Source organism: Streptococcus sp. oral taxon 056 str. F0418, assembly GCF_000220065.1.
In the GTDB taxonomy this organism is placed as follows: domain Bacteria; phylum Bacillota; class Bacilli; order Lactobacillales; family Streptococcaceae; genus Streptococcus.
Map to the genome: position 1 here is coordinate 1137203 of NZ_AFQU01000001.1, position 18129 is coordinate 1155331.

Consider the following 18129-nt stretch of genomic DNA (forward strand, 5'->3'; position numbering starts at 1 on the left):
AACATTTTTTTAATGAAAATCAACTATTTATAAAGCTAGCTTCTCACACTCCTAAAATCCTCAAAATCTCCCGTTTATATCGTAGCTTCTGTAGTTCCTTTTCCTCACTGTCTGACCAAGTCAATTGGAAATCTGCAACAATTTGCCCAGGCCGATTTTTCAGAATATAGATGCGATCGCTGAGAGCCAGAGCCTCCTCAATGCTATGCGTGATGAGAAGAGTCGTCAGACCCAGCCTACGATGAATGTCCAGGTACCAAGCGTGCAGCTCAATCTTAGTCAGCTCATCCAAAGCACTAAAGGCCTCATCTAGAAGAAATAGCTTATGACCGAACATATAGGTCCGTAGCAGTGCCACGCGCTGCCGCATCCCCCCACTCAGCTCATGTGGATACTTGTCTGCCACATCAAAAAGCCCAAACTCCTTCAAGATCTCAGTCGCCTGCTCCGTCGCTTCCTTTTTGGATACCTTTCGGATTAAGAGGGGCAAGATGACATTCCCCAGCACCGTCTTGTGCTCCAACAGTAAGTCCTTCTGCAGCATATAACTCACCCGACCCTTGGGATTTTCCTGGCCATCTAGGATAATCCTGCCCGACTGAACCTCCAAAATCCCAGCAATGAGGTTAAAAAGAGTTGACTTCCCAACGCCACTAGGGCCCAAGATTGCCACTACTTGTCCAGCTTCTACCTTTAGGCTGATATCTTTCAAAATCTGCTGCTCATCATAAGCATAGCTTATATTTTCAAGTTTAATTTCTGTCATTATTTTATATAATCGTTGCTAAATCCCTTGTCACTCAAGTCATTTTTTACGAGATCGTTATCCTTGGCCCATTTGTAAAAGGCATTCCAACGGCTAGCCTCAAACTGACCCCACTTGCTCTTATCTGATGCATATTGCTCAGACAGATATTTTTGAGAAGCCAAAACAAAGTCACGTTTGTTTTTCAACTCTGGCGCATGCTTGATTAAAATATCTGCTGCTTCTTCAGGGTGCTCCATGGCATATTGGTAGCCTTTTTTAATAGCCTGCAAAACCTTTTTCGCCTCGTCCGGATTCTTCTTCAGATAGTCATTATTAGCAATGATGACTGGAGAATAATAGTCAAACTCCTTGACATAGTCCTTCATGTAAAAGAAATTCGTGTCCATGCCCTGAGACTGTGCCATGATGCCATCCCAGCCGTTGTAAATCCAGGCTGCATCAAACAAACCATTTTCAATCGGTGTAATTGAGTTAGAATCGTTATTTGGAACCTTCTCTACATCATCAAACTTACTACCTTGGCTTTCTACCAAGGTTTTCAGCATGCCCAACTCCACAGGGTCATTCCAGGTACCATATTTCTTCCCAGCTAGATCCTTGGGACTTGTAATACCTGCAGATTTCTTAGAAATGATACCTGAAGTATTGTGTTCTACAATAGCCGCAACAGCTGTGATTTCTGCGCCCTTATCCAGTTTTTTAGCCATAGAATCTTGGAAATAAATTCCAAAAGGTGCCTTGCCATTAATAATCAAGTCAGAAGTGCTATCTTCTGGCGGCAACTTAATATCAACATCCACACCTGCTTCCTTGAAATAGCCCTTTTCCTTAGCCACATAAAGTCCTGTATGATTGGTATTGGGTGACCAATCCAGAATAAAATCAATCTTTTTGTCCTTGCTCTCAGACGTAGATTTCGACTGACCGCAGGCCGCTAGACCAAAGAGTGATACTGCAGCCAAACCTGCAAGGAACAATTTACAACTTTTTTTCATCATAATCCTCTTTTCTTTTTTGGAAAATAGCAGAGCTAAGCTCCTATTTCCACTTGATGACAAATTTTTCACTAATAGCTACCAGTTTCATACCCAGAAGACTGATAACTGATACTAAAACGATAATGGCAAACATGGTGTCATACTGAAAAAGCTTCTTAGACTGGATCATATAGACACCCAGTCCTTCAAAACCGCCCAGCCATTCGGAAACTACGGTCGTGATAAAAGCATAGGAAACACTGACCCTCAGACCCGCATATAAATAAGGTAAACTAGCTGGAATCTTAAAATGCCAAAGAATCTGCCATCGATTGGCCTGCATGAGTCCAAAGAGAGTCAAGGTATCTCTATCGCAATGCCGAAAACCATCCAGAATACTGACGATAATCGGAAAAGTCGTCGTCAGAATAATGAGCACAATCTTGGGCAAAATTCCATACCCCAGCCAGAGAACCAGAATCGGCGCCAAAGCAATGGTCGGAATCGTCTGCACCACAACCATCATGGGATAAATCAAATCATTGAGCCAACTCAGACTATCCATGAGTACTGCTAACAAGCAAGCTATAATAACTCCTAGCAGCAAACCCAACAAGGCTACTTTTAAGGTCGCCCAACTGTGTATAGCCAACAATTCTGCATCCCTAACAAAAGCCTGACATATTTCCAGAGGTGTTGGTAGAATAAACTTAGGCAAGAGCTTGAGCCAGCCCATGACCTGCCAAACGGCAAGTAAACCCACCATCCCTAAAAGACTAATCTGCTGGCGCAGAATATTTTTCAAGTTTCTCATCAATAGACAAAATCTCTCCATAATTTATCTTAACGTTTGCAAATACATTATCTGCTTGGCTGCCAGCCAATTCAATCGCCTTTCCCAATATAGGAAACAAATCTTCCCATTCTCCTTCTAAAACTGTTTCAAAAGGAGTTACCAACTGCCTCACGGGCTGTTTCTGCAGATAATCAATTACTTTCTCTATGACTACCAACCGTTCTTTATCAGTTGACAAAGGCAAAATTTGCAAAGCAATGCTCGCTTTCATCTCTTCACCTCCCTACATTTAAACTCTATCTAAGAATGATGCATACAGATACGATTCCATTTGCTAACCAGACCGTTCTTTCCCTAATGAAAAAGATTACAAGCACTCTTTATAAAAACTTTGCACTTCATACAAAAACACCTTCTCCAATATGGAAAAGGTGTAGCATGCATCAGTATCCTAAAGATTGGCGAATAACTCGCCACTTTTAGTAAAACCACAAGGTTTTTACAAATACATTTCCCTACGCTGGCATTACCCAGATCAGGTGCGGTCGAAGCTTACACTTCCTCTCAGACTGTACACAGACTCCCATATATAGTCCTATGATAGCGCAATCATCTATCCCTGTCAAGATTTGAGCTTAATCCCACTGAACCAAACATCCCCTTAGAAAGTAATAAACAATCCAGCGCCTCAATATTTTCCAATTCGCTCTTGGCCAATATTGTCTCAAAGCCCATTTCCCTTGCCGTATCTAGATTGACCTGAATGTCGTCCATAAAGACCGACTCTTCTGGTTTAAGATTATATTTCTCAAGGAGTTCCTGGTATATTTTTTTGTAAGGTTTTACTACTTTAACTTCTGAAGAGAGAATATAACCTGACAAAAGAGGAAAAATTGGCAATAATCCTGCCTGTTCAATCCTATAAAATATCTCACAGGTTGTTGATAAAATGTAAATATGATAGCCTAACTTTGACCATTGCTCTATTTTTTCTTGCAAATTTTGGTAGACATCCACAGCCTCATACCAGTGAAAAAATATTTTTTCAACTACAGCTTCAAAAGATGGATCTAGATTCTGTTGAACTAATTTGCAAGCTTCCGCCAAAGACAAAGACCCCCAATCCGTTTGGTGCCATAAGTGTGAATCAAAAATCGCTTCTCTCAGGAATTGTCGTCGCATTTCATCTGCTTCAAAATGCCTGAATATCTTATCTGGATTCCACTCAATCAAAACATTTCCTAAATCAAAAACCAAATTTTTAATCATAGTGTCCACCTCTGATCCCATTATAACATGTTTAAAAAATATAAAAAAGGCGAAAATAAATTCCGCCTCTTTAATAGACTATCTAGTAGGAGTATATGTCAATTCTGACCCATGTTTCGCAAGAAAATCACTCATTTCAGAATCAGGAATTTGACGTAAGTAAAGGTTAGAACGAATCGTTTCATCCTCTTCACGACAAGTTGACAATACTAAATATTTATCACTTGCTTTTACCTTAATATCCTTATTCTTTGTCCTAGACGCTTCATAGATACTGCTCAGCTGATCTGTAAAATCCTTATCATCCGTAAAAGTAGTACGATAGAATGCTGTCTCTTCTGGTACAATAACCAAGCCCATAGCTTCATAGTAAAACTTACGTTCCGGTGTTTCAATAACAACATACTTGTGCTGATCAAAGTACTCTTGCTTATCGTAGAAGTTGACATCATTAAACATCCGATTATCAGCTACTTTACTTCCACGCGCATGCCCAAATAACCATGTCAAACGATCACTAAAATCTTTTTTATTATCCGTATCCATAAAAACTGTTCCAAGATAAGGTTCATTACCTCCCTCAAACGTTTTATCTCCTTTTTCTTTTTAAAAAATTATTCGTAACTCAGAATTATTATCTATGTTATATAGATTCCCTATTTCTTTGTCAACACTTTTTTTCATTTTTTTAAAATTCATTATCTAGTAGAAATCCTTTCATTTCAATAAAAAATCCCCCTTATCTTGTGTTTCAGAAAGGAGGATCTGTTAAATATCTAATTTTAATTTTTTAAAATGTTAGTTTTTCCCAATTTCAAACAAAGGAGAAAGAGGGCGTTTTTCATGAATGCGAATAATTGCTTCGGAAAGTAATTCAGCAATAGAGATTTGTTCAATTTTATCAATAAGGTGCTCTTCAGGAAGATAAATTGTATCTAAAACGATTAATTTTTTGATAGCAGATTTTTGAATGTTATCCATTGCAGGACCAGATAAAACAGGATGGGTACAACTAGCATAAACTTCAACCGCTCCAGCTTCTGCCAACGCATCAGCCGCATGGCATATTGTACCAGCCGTATCAATCATATCATCAATCAAAATGCAAGTTTTCCCTTTTACATTTCCGATGATATTCATCACCTCGCTGGTATTCATTTTATCAACACTACGACGCTTATCAATAATAGCAATTGGGGTTTTCAAAAATTCTGCCAGTTTTCGAGCACGAGTTACACCACCATGATCCGGACTAACTACGACATAGTCGCTTCCAACCATTCCTCTACGCTCAAAATAGTCCGCAATAAGAGGAGCTCCCATCAAATGATCTACCGGAATATCAAAGAAACCTTGAATCTGTGCAGCATGTAAATCAATTGTCAGCAAACGGTCAACCCCTGCAATCTCAAGCATATTGGCTACCAATTTTGAAGTAATTGGCTCACGTGCACGAGCTTTACGATCTTGTCTAGCATATCCATAATAAGGCATGACCACATTAATCGATTCAGCACTTGCCCTTTTCAAAGCATCCACCATAATTAAAATCTCCATGAGATTATCGTTAACAGGCGAGCTCGTAGACTGTAGGATAAAAACATGTTTCCCACGAATAGACTCTTCAATATTAACTTGAATTTCTCCATCCGAAAATTGGCGTACTGTTGACTTACCAAGCTCCATTCCAATTCCTTTTGCTACCTGCTTGGCTAATTCTTGGTTAGAAGAAAGTGCAAAGAGCTTTAAATCCGAAAATGACATGATTTCCTCCGAAAATTTATTCCATTAACATTTTAACGCTTTTTAGCGAATATTTCAAATTAGAGTAAAGCGTTTTATATAAAATTTGATACTATTTGTAAAAAAAGGTCGGAACTTTGTTTCCGACCACTATATGATTAATTTGGATAAATGTAACTAACTGTACCTTGTGCAGTCGTTGGATCAAACCAGCCACGGTAGTTACCGATACTACGATTCCCAAGATAGTTAGACTCTGACACTTGGATGCTATTTGCAGACTGAACTGCTGTTACGACAGCAACGTGACCATAGCCACCATCATTCCAACATGCAATAGCTCCAACTTGTGGTTGTGAACCTACACGGAAACCTGCTGCTGCTGCACTCGCTGCCCATTGGCCACCGTTACCCCAATAGTTTCCAGCCCAAGGAGCTAGGATTTTTGCTCCCCAAGTACATTCACCAACAGGATAACTTGAAGCATCTGTTGAATAAGATACGTTTACAGTTGGAGTTGATGCTCCCCCATTAGCAGCCTGTACCTGAGCAGCAAAGTTAGTATTTCCAGAAGCTTGCACTGCTTGAAGCTGTGATGTTTGTTGCGTACGGTATGCTGCCTCTGCTGCTGCCGCTGCCTCTGCTGCTTTTTGCGCTGCCGCTTTTTGTTCCAAGAGAGCACTCTTTTCACCTTCAGCTGTAGCTTTTTCTGCTGCGAGATTCAATTGGGCAACTTTTAACTCAGCTTGTTTTGTTGTCAATGTTTGAGCATCATCAGCAAGTGTTTGTTGGTTCGCAATAACCGTATTGATTGCATTATTATTAGCAACTTGTTTTTCAGCAATCGCTTTTTTATCTGCTTTTTGTTGCTCTAACATTTTCTTATTAGCAGATACAATCTCACTCATTGCTGTAACACGTGAAATCGCTTCAGTAATAGAGCTTGAATTTACAATTGTATTGATATAGCTTGTCACAGACCCACTCGTTTGAGCACTACGAGCTTGATTTGCCAATGATTCATTACGAGCAACGATGTTTTTTGATAACTCATCAATTTCAGCCGAAAGTTTTGCTGATTCTTCTGTCAAACGAGTATTTTCAGCCTGAAGTTTATCCTGTTGCGACTGAATCGCTGAGACTTGACCTTGAATTTGGTCTACTTGAGTCTGAGCAGCTTTTTGTTGAGCTGTTAAATTATTAATTTTACTATTTTGTGCTGCGATTTTATCATCTGTAGTATCTGCATGCACATTTACTAGAGTTGCACCTTGAGTAAAAAGCAAGGTGCTCAATAACATTGAAGTGATAATTTTTTTCTTCATAGACTATATTTACTCCTATCCAATAAGACAATTATAAGTATAGCAAAAAAAGGCGCATAATATGTTACGCCTTTATTACATTTTTATGTCTTCTTTTTTATCATAAATAAACTTTTTCCAAAAGTGGTTGTAATAGTATTAATAACAAGCCATTTAGTAACATAGAAGGTGCTAAACTATAAACAATAAAGACATTCATTTCCATACTTGTTAAATTAACTAAATGGGCTAGTAAAAATGAGATAAATTCAAACAAGAAAACTAAAATTAAAACAGATAGAAACCGCGTTCCTCTATTTTCCATCATTGTAGCATTATATTTATTAACCAATAAACTTAGCAATGGCAATATCAAAGTAGCAATTCCAATAATATGGAAGTAGTAAGCGTCGTAGAGAATTCCAATAATTAAGAAAATAATAAAAGTTGCCACATCTGAAATTTCTACAGAAACAAACAAAAGGAATATCAAAAGCAAGTGACACACCAAATGCAAGTTTACTGGAAATATTGTCGCCATAAAGGTAGAGAGTTGTCCATCCAATAACATTAAAAAGATTAAAATTAGTGGTATTCCTATATTTTGTCTAAAAAATCGCATATTAATTCCCTACCAAAGTCACAACTCGAATATCTGAAAAATCAGCACTAGGTTTCACATAGACTTCCTTTGATAAATGATCACTACTTTCTATCACAGAAAGAACTTTACCAACTGGAATATTTGCTACTGTATAGCTTCCAAGACCACTTGTAAATACTTTTGAACCCTCTTTAAGATTAACAGTCTCATTTAATTGGCTAATTATAAACGCTTCTTTTTTCTCATCATACCCAGTAATGATTCCATAAATCACTTTGGATCCATTTTGAATACTAACCGATATCTTTTCAGTATTTCTTTTATTTGTTAATAAATTAATTCTACTAGACTGCTTCCCGACCTCACTAACACTACCAATCAAACCACCACTACTGATAGCAAGCATTGAAGACTGAACATTACTATCTAAGCCAACATTTACAGTCAACTCGTTTTTCCAAGATGCTGGTGTTCGCGCTATCACATCCGCAGAAACTTTTAATTGACTAGAAAATGAATCCTGCATATTAAGAAGCTTACGTAGCTGAGCATTTTCCTCTTTTAGGCTATCAGACTCGATTGCTTTCATTTCCTTTTCATATAGACTAGACTTTAATTCTTCATTTTCCCGATAAGTATGCACCAAGTTCGTTAAATCATTCTTTATATCTTCTAAGGCCTGAAAAGGTTTTGATACAATATTGTCAATTAAAGCAATTGTATTTGAAGTCCCTTTCACAAACCAATTTGAACGAGTCGTTAATAATAAAGCCGATGCAGTCAAAATCAATACAATAATCATTACCAATAATCTAGATTTCTTCATATTTTAAACCCATAATATCCAACAAAGTATAAGAAAAGGAGATAGCAGAAAGCTAAACTCCCTATTAACGGAGAATGGGGGATTCGAACCCCCGCGTCAGTTACCCGACCTAACGATTTAGCAAACCGTCCTCTTCAGCCTCTTGAGTAATTCTCCAACTATAAAATGGGCACGAGTGGACTCGAACCACCGACCTCACGCTTATCAGGCGTGCGCTCTAACCACCTGAGCTACGCGCCCAAGTCCTAAAAACTTGGTATGAACTAAAAATTGTTCAAAGCGGGTGACGAGAATCGAACTCGCGACAACAGCTTGGAAGGCTGTAGTTTTACCACTAAACTACACCCGCTCACTAGAACAATGGCGCGAGACGGAATCGAACCGCCGACACATGGAGCTTCAATCCATTGCTCTACCAACTGAGCTACCGAGCCTTATTGCGGGAGCAGGATTTGAACCTACGACCTTCGGGTTATGAGCCCGACGAGCTACCTAGCTGCTCCATCCCGCGATAGTATTATATTCTCTAAAGGAGGATGTGGGATTCGAACCCACGCACGCTTTTACACGCCTGACGGTTTTCAAGACCGTTCCCTTCAGCCGGACTTGGGTAATCCTCCAATATATAAATAACATGGACCTTGTAGGACTCGAACCTACGACCACTCGGTTATGAGCCGAGAGCTCTAACCAGCTGAGCTAAAGGTCCAATAAGCTCATTATAGCGGCGAAGGGAATCGAACCCCCGACCTCCCGGGTATGAACCGGACGCTCTAGCCAGCTGAGCTACACCGCCATACAATCGGGAAGACAGGATTCGAACCTGCGACACCTTGGTCCCAAACCAAGTACTCTACCAAGCTGAGCTACTTCCCGTCGTGATCGAATACATCCTATCACTATATGCACCCTAGAGGAGTCGAACCTCTAACCGCCTGATTCGTAGTCAGGTACTCTATCCAGTTGAGCTAAGGGTGCTCTATTTATTCTATTATGCCGAGGACCGGAATCGAACCGGTACGATTGTTACCAATCGCAGGATTTTAAGTCCTGTGCGTCTGCCAGTTCCGCCACCCCGGCCTCTAAGCGAACGACGGGATTCGAACCCGCGACCCCCACCTTGGCAAGGTGATGTTCTACCACTGAACTACGTTCGCATTCATGCTCTTCTTCTCTCTAATGCCGGCTACATGACTTGAACACGCGACCCTCTGATTACAAATCAGATGCTCTACCAACTGAGCTAAGCCGGCCTATTTTTATGCGGGTTAAGGGACTTGAACCCCCACGCCGTTAAGCGCCAGATCCTAAATCTGGTGCGTCTGCCAATTCCGCCAAACCCGCGCTTATGACCCGTACTGGGCTCGAACCAGTGACCCTTTGATTAAAAGTCAAATGCTCTACCATCTGAGCTAACGAGTCTTATGTTGAAATTGCTATCCTTCTCAATCTCAACGGTCCCGACGGGAATCGAACCCGCGATCTTCGCCGTGACAGGGCGACGTGATAACCGCTACACTACGGGACCTTTATGGGAGTTAACGGGATCGAACCGCTGACCCTCTGCTTGTAAGGCAGATGCTCTCCCAGCTGAGCTAAACTCCCAAAAAGGAAGTTAATCCTAACTTCCTATCCTTGCTAAGCAACTACCATATCTCACAGGGGGCAACCCCCAACTACTTCCGGCGTTCTAGGGCTTAACTTCTGTGTTCGGCATGGGTACAGGTGTATCTCCTAGGCTATCGTCACTTAACTATGAGTATCTAATCTACTCAAAATTGAATAACTATTCATTTCTAACAAGACTTATTGAACGCTGCACTCAATGAAAATTGGATAAGTCCTCGAGCTATTAGTATTAGTCCGCTCCATGTGTCGCCACACTTCCACTCCTAACCTATCAACCTGATCTTCTCTCAGGGCTCTTACTAACTTGCGTTATGGGAAATCTCATCTTGAGGTGGGTTTCACACTTAGATGCTTTCAGCGTTTATCCCTTCCCTACATAGCTACCCAGCGATGCCTCTGGCGAGACAACTGGTACACCAGCGGTAAGTCCACTCTGGTCCTCTCGTACTAGGAGCAGATCCTCTCAAATTTCCTACGCCCGCGACGGATAGGGACCGAACTGTCTCACGACGTTCTGAACCCAGCTCGCGTGCCGCTTTAATGGGCGAACAGCCCAACCCTTGGGACCGACTACAGCCCCAGGATGCGACGAGCCGACATCGAGGTGCCAAACCTCCCCGTCGATGTGAACTCTTGGGGGAGATAAGCCTGTTATCCCCAGGGTAGCTTTTATCCGTTGAGCGATGGCCCTTCCATGCGGAACCACCGGATCACTAAGCCCGACTTTCGTCCCTGCTCGAGTTGTTGCTCTCGCAGTCAAGCTCCCTTATACCTTTACACTCTGCGACTGATTTCCAACCAGTCTGAGGGAACCTTTGGGCGCCTCCGTTACCTTTTAGGAGGCGACCGCCCCAGTCAAACTGCCCGTCAGACACTGTCTCCGTAGATGATAAACCTACCGGGTTAGAGTGGCCATAACACAAGGGTAGTATCCCAACAACGCCTCCATCGAAACTGGCGTCCCGATCTCGTAGGCTCCTACCTATCCTGTACATGTGGCACAGAAACTCAATATCAAACTGCAGTAAAGCTCCATGGGGTCTTTCCGTCCTGTCGCGGGTAACCTGCATCTTCACAGGTACTAAAATTTCACCGAGTCTCTCGTTGAGACAGTGCCCAAATCATTACGCCTTTCGTGCGGGTCGGAACTTACCCGACAAGGAATTTCGCTACCTTAGGACCGTTATAGTTACGGCCGCCGTTTACTGGGGCTTCAATTCATACCTTCGCGTTACCGCTAAGCACTCCTCTTAACCTTCCAGCACCGGGCAGGCGTCACCCCCTATACATCATCTTACGATTTAGCAGAGAGCTGTGTTTTTGATAAACAGTTGCTTGGGCCTATTCACTGCGGCTGACTAAAGTCAGCACCCCTTCTCCCGAAGTTACGGGGTCATTTTGCCGAGTTCCTTAACGAGAGTTCTCTCGCTCACCTGAGGCTACTCGCCTCGACTACCTGTGTCGGTTTGCGGTACGGGTAGAGTATGATACATCGCTAGAAGCTTTTCTTGGCAGTGTGACATCACTAACTTCGCTACTAATCTTCGCTCCCCATCACAGCTCAACGTTATAGGTATAAGCATTTGACTCATACCACGCCTCACTGCTTAGACAGACTCTTCCAGTCGTCTGCTTTAGTTAGCCTACTGCGTCCCTCCATCACTTCATACTCTAGTACAGGAATATCAACCTGTTGGCCATCGGATACACCCTTCGGTCTCTCCTTAGGTCCCGACTAACCCAGGGCGGACGAGCCTTCCCCTGGAAACCTTAGTCTTACGGTGGACAGGATTCTCACCTGTCTTTCGCTACTCATACCGGCATTCTCACTTCTATGCGTTCCAGCGCTCCTCACGGTACACCTTCGCCACGCATAGAACGCTCTCCTACCATCCCCTAAGGGATCCACAGCTTCGGTAAATTGTTTTAGCCCCGGTACATTTTCGGCGCAGGGTCACTCGACTAGTGAGCTATTACGCACTCTTTGAATGAATAGCTGCTTCTAAGCTAACATCCTAGTTGTCTGTGCAACCCCACATCCTTTTCCACTTAACAATTATTTTGGGACCTTAGCTGGTGGTCTGGGCTGTTTCCCTTTCGACTACGGATCTTAGCACTCGCAGTCTGACTGCCGACCATAATTCGTTGGCATTCGGAGTTTATCTGAGATTGGTAATCCGGGATGGACCCCTCACCCAAACAGTGCTCTACCTCCAAGAATCTTTATGTCGACGCTAGCCCTAAAGCTATTTCGGAGAGAACCAGCTATCTCCAAGTTCGTTTGGAATTTCTCCGCTACCCACAAGTCATCCAAGCACTTTTCAACGTGCCCTGGTTCGGTCCTCCAGTGCGTTTTACCGCACCTTCAACCTGCTCATGGGTAGGTCACATGGTTTCGGGTCTACGTCATGATACTATTTCGCCCTATTCAGACTCGGTTTCCCTATGGCTCCGTCTCTTCAACTTAACCTCGCATCATAACGTAACTCGCCGGTTCATTCTACAAAAGGCACGCTCTCACCCATTAACGGGCTCGAACTTGTTGTAGGCACACGGTTTCAGGTTCTATTTCACTCCCCTCCCGGGGTGCTTTTCACCTTTCCCTCACGGTACTGGTTCACTATCGGTCACTAGGGAGTATTTAGGGTTGGGAGATGGTCCTCCCAGATTCCGACGGGATTTCTCGTGTCCCGCCGTACTCAGGATACTGCTAGGTACAGAGTCTATTTAAAATACGAGGCTCTTACTCTCTTTGGCTGACTTTCCCAAGTCATTCTTCTATAAACTCTGAGTCCATATTGCAGTCCTACAACCCCGAAGAGTAAACTCTTCGGTTTGCCCTCCTGCCTCTTCGCTCGCCGCTACTAAGGCAATCGCTTTTGCTTTCTCTTCCTGCAGCTACTTAGATGTTTCAGTTCACTGCGTCTTCCTCCTCATATCCTTAACAGATATGGGTAACAGGCATCAACCTGTTGGGTTCCCCCATTCGGACATCCACGGATCGTCGCTTACTTACAGCTCCCCGAGGCATTTCGTCGTTTGTCACGTCCTTCTTCGGCTCCTAGTGCCAAGGCATCCACCGTGCGCCCTTACTAACTTAACCTTATTCTTGACCTTTCAGTCTTAAACTCATTAATATTCACAGCGTTTCGGTTTATTTCTTGTTACTATTTGATATAGTTATTCAATTTTCAATGGACTAGTCTTGGAACTTCCGTTCCAATGGAGCCTAGCGGGATCGAACCGCTGACCTCCTGCGTGCAAAGCAGGCGCTCTCCCAGCTGAGCTAAGGCCCCACAAGATCTCTCAAAACTAAACAAGACTCAATGTGCATTCCGTTTTCCTTAGAAAGGAGGTGATCCAGCCGCACCTTCCGATACGGCTACCTTGTTACGACTTCACCCCAATCATCTATCCCTTAGGCGGCTGGCTCCTAAAAGGTTACCTCACCGACTTCGGGTGTTACAAACTCTCGTGGTGTGACGGGCGGTGTGTACAAGGCCCGGGAACGTATTCACCGCGGCGTGCTGATCCGCGATTACTAGCGATTCCGACTTCATGTAGGCGAGTTGCAGCCTACAATCCGAACTGAGACTGGCTTTAAGAGATTAGCTTGTCGTCACCGACTTGCGACTCGTTGTACCAGCCATTGTAGCACGTGTGTAGCCCCAGGTCATAAGGGGCATGATGATTTGACGTCATCCCCACCTTCCTCCGGTTTATTACCGGCAGTCTCGCTAGAGTGCCCAACTTAATGATGGCAACTAACAATAGGGGTTGCGCTCGTTGCGGGACTTAACCCAACATCTCACGACACGAGCTGACGACAACCATGCACCACCTTTCATCGGTGTTACGGAAGTAAAACTTTTTCATTTTGAGCGGGCATCGGGAGGTCAGGCCCTGGTAAGGTCTTCGTCGTTGCTTGAATTAAAACCACATGATCCACCGCTTGTGTGGGCCCCAGTCAATTCCTTTCGAGTTCAACCTTGCGGTCGTACTCCCCAGGCGGAGTGCTTAATGCGTTAGCTCCGGCACTAAGCCCCGGAAAGGGCCTAACACCTAGCACTCATCGTTTACGGCGTGGACTACCAGGGTATCTAATCCTGTTCGCTCCCCACGCTTTCGAGCCTCAGCGTCAGTTACAGACCAGAGAGCCGCTTTCGCCACCGGTGTTCCTCCATATATCTACGCATTTCACCGCTACACATGGAATTCCACTCTCCCCTTCTGCACTCAAGTTAAACAGTTTCCAAAGCGTACTATGGTTAAGCCACAGCCTTTAACTTCAGACTTATCTAACCGCCTGCGCTCGCTTTACGCCCAATAAATCCGGACAACGCTCGGGACCTACGTATTACCGCGGCTGCTGGCACGTAGTTAGCCGTCCCTTTCTGGTAAGATACCGTCACAGTGTGAACTTTCCACTCTCACACTCGTTCTTCTCTTACAACAGAGCTTTACGATCCGAAAACCTTCTTCACTCACGCGGCGTTGCTCGGTCAGGGTTGCCCCCATTGCCGAAGATTCCCTACTGCTGCCTCCCGTAGGAGTCTGGGCCGTGTCTCAGTCCCAGTGTGGCCGATCACCCTCTCAGGTCGGCTATGTATCGTCGCCTAGGTGAGCCGTTACCTCACCTACTAGCTAATACAACGCAGGTCCATCTGGTAGTGATGCAATTGCATCTTTTAATCAATTATCATGCGATTTTCAATCTTATGCGGTATTAGCTATCGTTTCCAATAGTTATCCCCCGCTACCAGGCAGGTTACCTACGCGTTACTCACCCGTTCGCAACTCTTCCAGAAGAGCAAGCTCCTCCTTCAGCGTTCTACTTGCATGTATTAGGCACGCCGCCAGCGTTCGTCCTGAGCCAGGATCAAACTCTCATTTAATGTTCGTTTGTCTTCTTGCTCATTCTGTCACTGACAGATTTATTGCTTTTTTATGTTTGACGGACTGTCTCTCTTGACAGTCGCCTGCACATTGGTTCGTCTTGTTCAGTTTTCAAAGGTCTTTACTGCCTCTGGCGAGACAACTATCTTAGTATATCATCTACTAACTAAACTGTCAACTACTTTTCTTATCTTTTTTACTTTTTTCTTTTTGACTGTCGATTCTGCACTTCTAACTTTTATAAATAGAAAGGAGAGTCATTGCCTCCCCCTTCCTATTAGTCTAATCGTGGATTGAAATCTCGTAGATGTTCTGATAAATCACGAAGCATGGCTTTGCGTCCTTTGAATCTTTCATCAGCCATTAGACGCTCGTATTGTTTGTATTCTTCTGGACCGAGTCCGCTTCTGTACTCTGCCATGGCACTGCGAAAAGCTACTAGCTCATCTAGGTACATCTCCTTCATCCTTAACTTGTGCCCTATCTCACTCACTTCTTCATATGGTGCCTTGTCCAATTTCCGCTTCTGACTCTCCTGGCGGCGTATCTTGTCGTGGATTCTGTTCCGAAACTTGGTCTTAAAACAGCGGTATAACATCGTCTTGTCCTGCAATAGTTCCGGGCGTGACTTTACCAACTCATACAAGGCCATCATCCCTTCTTGTTCCCAGTCGCTGTATTCCCATAAATGTAAATAGTAGTCTTTATAACACCTCCTGACTATGCCTTGTACGTTTCTATATAATTCTTGAAAGTCCATGTCCTTCCTCCTTGTTTTCTTCTGGGGTAAAACCCTCCTCTAATTTATCATCTTACCTTCTCTTTGTCCCTCTAACTTACTATCCTGTTGCTCAAACGAACTATCATGTGCTTGAGGAAAATAACCTTTTAGCTGATATGAAAGTTTATAAAAATAAAAGGCAAAATTGAACTGCACCTCAAAAGTTAGACAAATAATTTAAGTAAAGGATTTAGTTCTGTATTGCACAGGACTAAGTCCTTTTCTACCATTTGTCAAGTATATCAAGGTATTTGATGAAAAATAGTTTGAGTTCCATAGTCAAACTAAGGGAATTGTCTTTTTTTGAACTAAAGTTTAGTATAAAAAGTGTACACTAAACCAACACCTCATCTGGTGATTTTTTTGATAAGGCGTTACAATAATATGGCATAAACAATTTTACCGATTTTGGGTAGAAGTATGATCGTAAAGTTTGTTATGCGTTATGAGGTAATACATTGTTCTAATGAGACGATGTATAGAGGCAATCGTGTGTGGTTTGGTTGAAGTCACTTGCGATTGTCTTTTCCGTTTCTCATAGAAGTCTGCGATATAACAAGGATTGGTGTGGCTAGCTAAAGCTATGTTATGAATGCACTTAAAGAGAATCTTTCTGGTATAGGGATTCCCACGTTTGGTGATATGTTCCTTGGCTAGAAAGTTTCCAGATTCATAGTGTCTGAGGTCAATGCCGATAAAAGCATTGATTTGATTGGCAGAGTGAAATCGACGAATGTCACCAAGTTCGCCAATAATACTTGTCGCTGTGGTTTCAGCTATTCCAGGAATAGAGAGAAGAATCTCATATTCTGGCAAAGATTGAGCCCATGCTACCATCTCCTCTAAAACACCTTGTCTGTGTTCAGAAAGCCCAAGTAACTCCCCTGCATAGTATTTGACCTTTTCTATCACTGGAGAAGTTTTCTTGACCGCACAATAAGACTGATTAGCCAGTTTTGTAAGCTTATCTACTAAGTAAGTCACACGTTTTTCAGAGATACGTTTTGCCGTAGACTGACGGATGATAGCTGTTAATGTGGCGTCGTCTGACTCCAGTACAAAACTATTACATGGAAAAGTCATGACCAAGTTCCAATATTGTTCCCCAGTTGGTGCCGACAAGATGTTTTCCAATTCAGGAAAAGTGACCTGTAAAACCTTGTGCAGACGGTTTTTAGAGCAGACGACATCCTCAGTAAGATTCTGATAGAAACGGCTGAGATCGCATAATTCTTGATAAAGCGCTTCTTGGACATAGCTTGGTTTACGATTGAGGATGAGCTGAGACGCAGCTAGTTTTTCAGCGTCTATCTTATCATTTTTACGTACTCTTAAGCTATCTAGTTGTTTTTTGGATTCTAAGGGATTGAGCCGTGTATAAGCGTAACTATTATCCTCAAAGAAGGCCTGAAGACGACGAGAATAGACACCAGTCGCCTCGAAGACAATCTCTGGCTCGTGAACAGTCTTCAAGTCCCCAAGTAGTCGATTAAATCCGATGGCATCATTGGGTATGGTATAGCCATGTACTTTTTCTCCACTGACCAAGATGGCCACTTCTGAACTTGCTTTACTCACGTCAATCCCAAAAACTACTCGCATGATATTACCTCTTTGTCTTGAATGATTCCTTGCTTTAGTGATGTCATTTTCAATACTCGACGTTTTTCGTCCCACATACTTTGATAACATTCTTCCTAAAACAGGTGTCTTGTCAGTTTTAGTTACGACGTCTAGCGCCAAAGGACTTATCGACTTAACAAGACACCTCTACTTTAACATAACGAAAAAGTAGTGAGTACTTTCTCCCGCCGGAGATTTCCTCACTACTAATCTTAGTATGTTTTAATTTGGCTTTTATTCGCTTGTTGTTATAGTAATCAATATAGTTTACAATAGCTTGTTCCAATTGATTAAGTGGTAAAAGTAAATTGAACGAGCAAGCTTAATAATCTTTAGAAAAATATCCAAAGAAAACTCAATTACCATTTCTTGAACAATTCCGTTTTTCTTCCCTCAATCGGAGTTCTCTCAACTTTTTAGGATAGCATTCTCCGCTCTCAAGTACTCATTTTCAGCTTGAAGATGTTCTAGTTCTATCATCTCTTCTAGTTTTTTCTTTGGTTTTCGTCCCACTTTAGCTGGCCTCCCTCTTGTTTTCTCAACAATAGTATACCCATTTTTCTTGTATTGTGCCAGCCAATTTGGAAGTAATCCGCTACTTGGAAGAGCACATTCGAGAGAAACTCTAACTTGAGAACGGTCTTCAATCAAAGCCTTATTAATGATTTTGTGTTTTAATTCTGGAGAGTAATAATGGTTTATCTCTTTTTTGACACTTTCTATTCCGTAGCGATCAATCAATCGGATTAAGTACCTAAGATTTGAAAGGTTAATCCCATATTTATCAGAAAGACGCTTGAAGCTGATTCCTTGTTTTCTTAGTCCATAGATTCGAACTTTATCCTCATAAGTTAATTTCATAATCATAACCACCCGTTAGACGGGTGGTTTTTCCCAGGGCTATAAGCCCAT

General features: G+C 42.6%; 12 protein-coding genes, 18 tRNA genes, 3 rRNA genes, 2 pseudogenes and 1 riboswitch. All 35 genes and pseudogenes read right to left on the minus strand.

The window, feature by feature from the left end:
- Positions 1-43 precede the first annotated feature (43 nt).
- Positions 44-766 carry an ABC transporter ATP-binding protein gene (locus HMPREF9182_RS05605; protein WP_009443766.1) on the minus strand — a complete coding sequence of 241 codons (723 nt, stop codon included), beginning with the start codon at positions 764-766 and terminating at the stop codon, positions 44-46.
- Entirely contained in the window at positions 766-1767 is a 1002-nt protein-coding gene (locus HMPREF9182_RS05610; RefSeq protein ID WP_009754789.1) for an ABC transporter substrate-binding protein, read from the minus strand. Before HMPREF9182_RS05610 ends, HMPREF9182_RS05605 begins: the two co-directional genes overlap by 1 nt.
- A gap of 40 nt (positions 1768-1807) precedes the next feature.
- A complete protein-coding gene (locus HMPREF9182_RS05615) occupies positions 1808-2560 on the minus strand; it encodes an ABC transporter permease (protein ID WP_037602743.1) in 753 nt (250 codons plus the stop codon).
- Complete coding sequence (locus tag HMPREF9182_RS05620) at positions 2523-2813, minus strand: thiamine-binding protein (RefSeq protein ID WP_009443658.1); 291 nt, start codon at positions 2811-2813, stop codon at positions 2523-2525. The genes HMPREF9182_RS05615 and HMPREF9182_RS05620 overlap by 38 nt, the downstream gene beginning before the upstream one ends.
- A gap of 223 nt (positions 2814-3036) precedes the next feature.
- Positions 3037-3139, minus strand: a riboswitch (TPP riboswitch).
- A 12-nt stretch (positions 3140-3151) separates the two neighbouring features.
- Complete coding sequence (locus HMPREF9182_RS05625) at positions 3152-3811, minus strand: HAD family hydrolase (RefSeq protein ID WP_009754850.1); 660 nt, start codon at positions 3809-3811, stop codon at positions 3152-3154.
- Positions 3812-3889: 78 nt separating this feature from the next.
- A pseudogene (gene srtB / locus HMPREF9182_RS05630) lies at positions 3890-4402 on the minus strand (class B sortase, LPKTxAVK-specific); the annotation flags it as partial.
- A gap of 207 nt (positions 4403-4609) precedes the next feature.
- Positions 4610-5575: a ribose-phosphate diphosphokinase gene (locus HMPREF9182_RS05635; RefSeq protein WP_009754540.1), complete on the minus strand. Its 966-nt coding sequence runs from the start codon at positions 5573-5575 to the stop codon at positions 4610-4612.
- Between the two features lie 137 nt (positions 5576-5712).
- The gene (gene pcsB / locus HMPREF9182_RS05640; protein ID WP_009754569.1) at positions 5713-6879 is read right to left on the minus strand and encodes a peptidoglycan hydrolase PcsB; all 1167 of its coding nucleotides are present in this window, start codon (positions 6877-6879) and stop codon (positions 5713-5715) included.
- A gap of 100 nt (positions 6880-6979) precedes the next feature.
- Positions 6980-7480 (minus strand): rod shape-determining protein MreD, encoded by a 501-nt coding sequence (gene mreD, locus HMPREF9182_RS05645; protein WP_009754687.1) that lies wholly within the window; start codon positions 7478-7480, stop codon positions 6980-6982.
- Between the two features lies 1 nt (position 7481).
- A complete protein-coding gene (gene mreC, locus HMPREF9182_RS05650; protein WP_009443237.1) occupies positions 7482-8288 on the minus strand; it encodes a rod shape-determining protein MreC in 807 nt (268 codons plus the stop codon).
- A 68-nt stretch (positions 8289-8356) separates the two neighbouring features.
- A tRNA-Ser gene (locus HMPREF9182_RS05655) sits at positions 8357-8444 on the minus strand.
- A 10-nt stretch (positions 8445-8454) separates the two neighbouring features.
- Positions 8455-8528: transfer RNA gene (locus HMPREF9182_RS05660), tRNA-Ile, on the minus strand.
- A gap of 38 nt (positions 8529-8566) precedes the next feature.
- Positions 8567-8637 (minus strand) — tRNA-Gly (locus tag HMPREF9182_RS05665).
- A 12-nt stretch (positions 8638-8649) separates the two neighbouring features.
- Positions 8650-8722 (minus strand) — tRNA-Phe (locus tag HMPREF9182_RS05670).
- A 3-nt stretch (positions 8723-8725) separates the two neighbouring features.
- Positions 8726-8799, minus strand: a tRNA-Met gene (locus tag HMPREF9182_RS05675).
- Positions 8800-8818: 19 nt separating this feature from the next.
- Positions 8819-8908 (minus strand) — tRNA-Ser (locus tag HMPREF9182_RS05680).
- A 15-nt stretch (positions 8909-8923) separates the two neighbouring features.
- Positions 8924-8997, minus strand: a tRNA-Ile gene (locus HMPREF9182_RS05685).
- Between the two features lie 13 nt (positions 8998-9010).
- Positions 9011-9084, minus strand: a tRNA-Met gene (locus HMPREF9182_RS05690).
- 6 nt (positions 9085-9090) lie between these two features.
- Positions 9091-9164 (minus strand) — tRNA-Pro (locus HMPREF9182_RS05695).
- Between the two features lie 28 nt (positions 9165-9192).
- Positions 9193-9266 (minus strand) — tRNA-Arg (locus HMPREF9182_RS05700).
- A gap of 16 nt (positions 9267-9282) precedes the next feature.
- Positions 9283-9368 (minus strand) — tRNA-Leu (locus tag HMPREF9182_RS05705).
- A gap of 5 nt (positions 9369-9373) precedes the next feature.
- Positions 9374-9445, minus strand: a tRNA-Gly gene (locus HMPREF9182_RS05710).
- A 23-nt stretch (positions 9446-9468) separates the two neighbouring features.
- Positions 9469-9541, minus strand: a tRNA-Thr gene (locus HMPREF9182_RS05715).
- A 9-nt stretch (positions 9542-9550) separates the two neighbouring features.
- Positions 9551-9632, minus strand: a tRNA-Leu gene (locus tag HMPREF9182_RS05720).
- 5 nt (positions 9633-9637) lie between these two features.
- A tRNA-Lys gene (locus HMPREF9182_RS05725) sits at positions 9638-9710 on the minus strand.
- A 33-nt stretch (positions 9711-9743) separates the two neighbouring features.
- A tRNA-Asp gene (locus tag HMPREF9182_RS05730) sits at positions 9744-9816 on the minus strand.
- A gap of 4 nt (positions 9817-9820) precedes the next feature.
- A tRNA-Val gene (locus HMPREF9182_RS05735) sits at positions 9821-9893 on the minus strand.
- A gap of 32 nt (positions 9894-9925) precedes the next feature.
- Positions 9926-10041 (minus strand): 5S ribosomal RNA (rrf, locus tag HMPREF9182_RS05740).
- A gap of 79 nt (positions 10042-10120) precedes the next feature.
- Positions 10121-13020, minus strand: a 23S ribosomal RNA gene (locus HMPREF9182_RS05745).
- Between the two features lie 120 nt (positions 13021-13140).
- Positions 13141-13213 (minus strand) — tRNA-Ala (locus HMPREF9182_RS05750).
- A 52-nt stretch (positions 13214-13265) separates the two neighbouring features.
- Positions 13266-14812 (minus strand): 16S ribosomal RNA (locus HMPREF9182_RS05755).
- Together the 16S, 23S and 5S rRNA genes with 18 tRNA genes alongside form the textbook arrangement of a ribosomal RNA operon.
- 278 nt (positions 14813-15090) lie before the next feature.
- The gene (locus HMPREF9182_RS05760; protein WP_009443860.1) at positions 15091-15573 is read right to left on the minus strand and encodes a sigma-70 family RNA polymerase sigma factor; all 483 of its coding nucleotides are present in this window, start codon (positions 15571-15573) and stop codon (positions 15091-15093) included.
- Positions 15574-15993: 420 nt separating this feature from the next.
- A complete protein-coding gene (locus HMPREF9182_RS05765) occupies positions 15994-17196 on the minus strand; it encodes an IS110 family transposase (RefSeq protein WP_009754275.1) in 1203 nt (400 codons plus the stop codon).
- 154 nt (positions 17197-17350) lie between these two features.
- Positions 17351-17503, minus strand: coding sequence for an IS3 family transposase (locus tag HMPREF9182_RS10005; protein ID WP_083819052.1), 153 nt, complete (start codon positions 17501-17503; stop codon positions 17351-17353).
- 5 nt (positions 17504-17508) lie between these two features.
- Positions 17509-18078, minus strand: a pseudogene (locus HMPREF9182_RS10520) (transposase); the annotation flags it as partial.
- Positions 18079-18129: the final 51 nt, after the last annotated feature.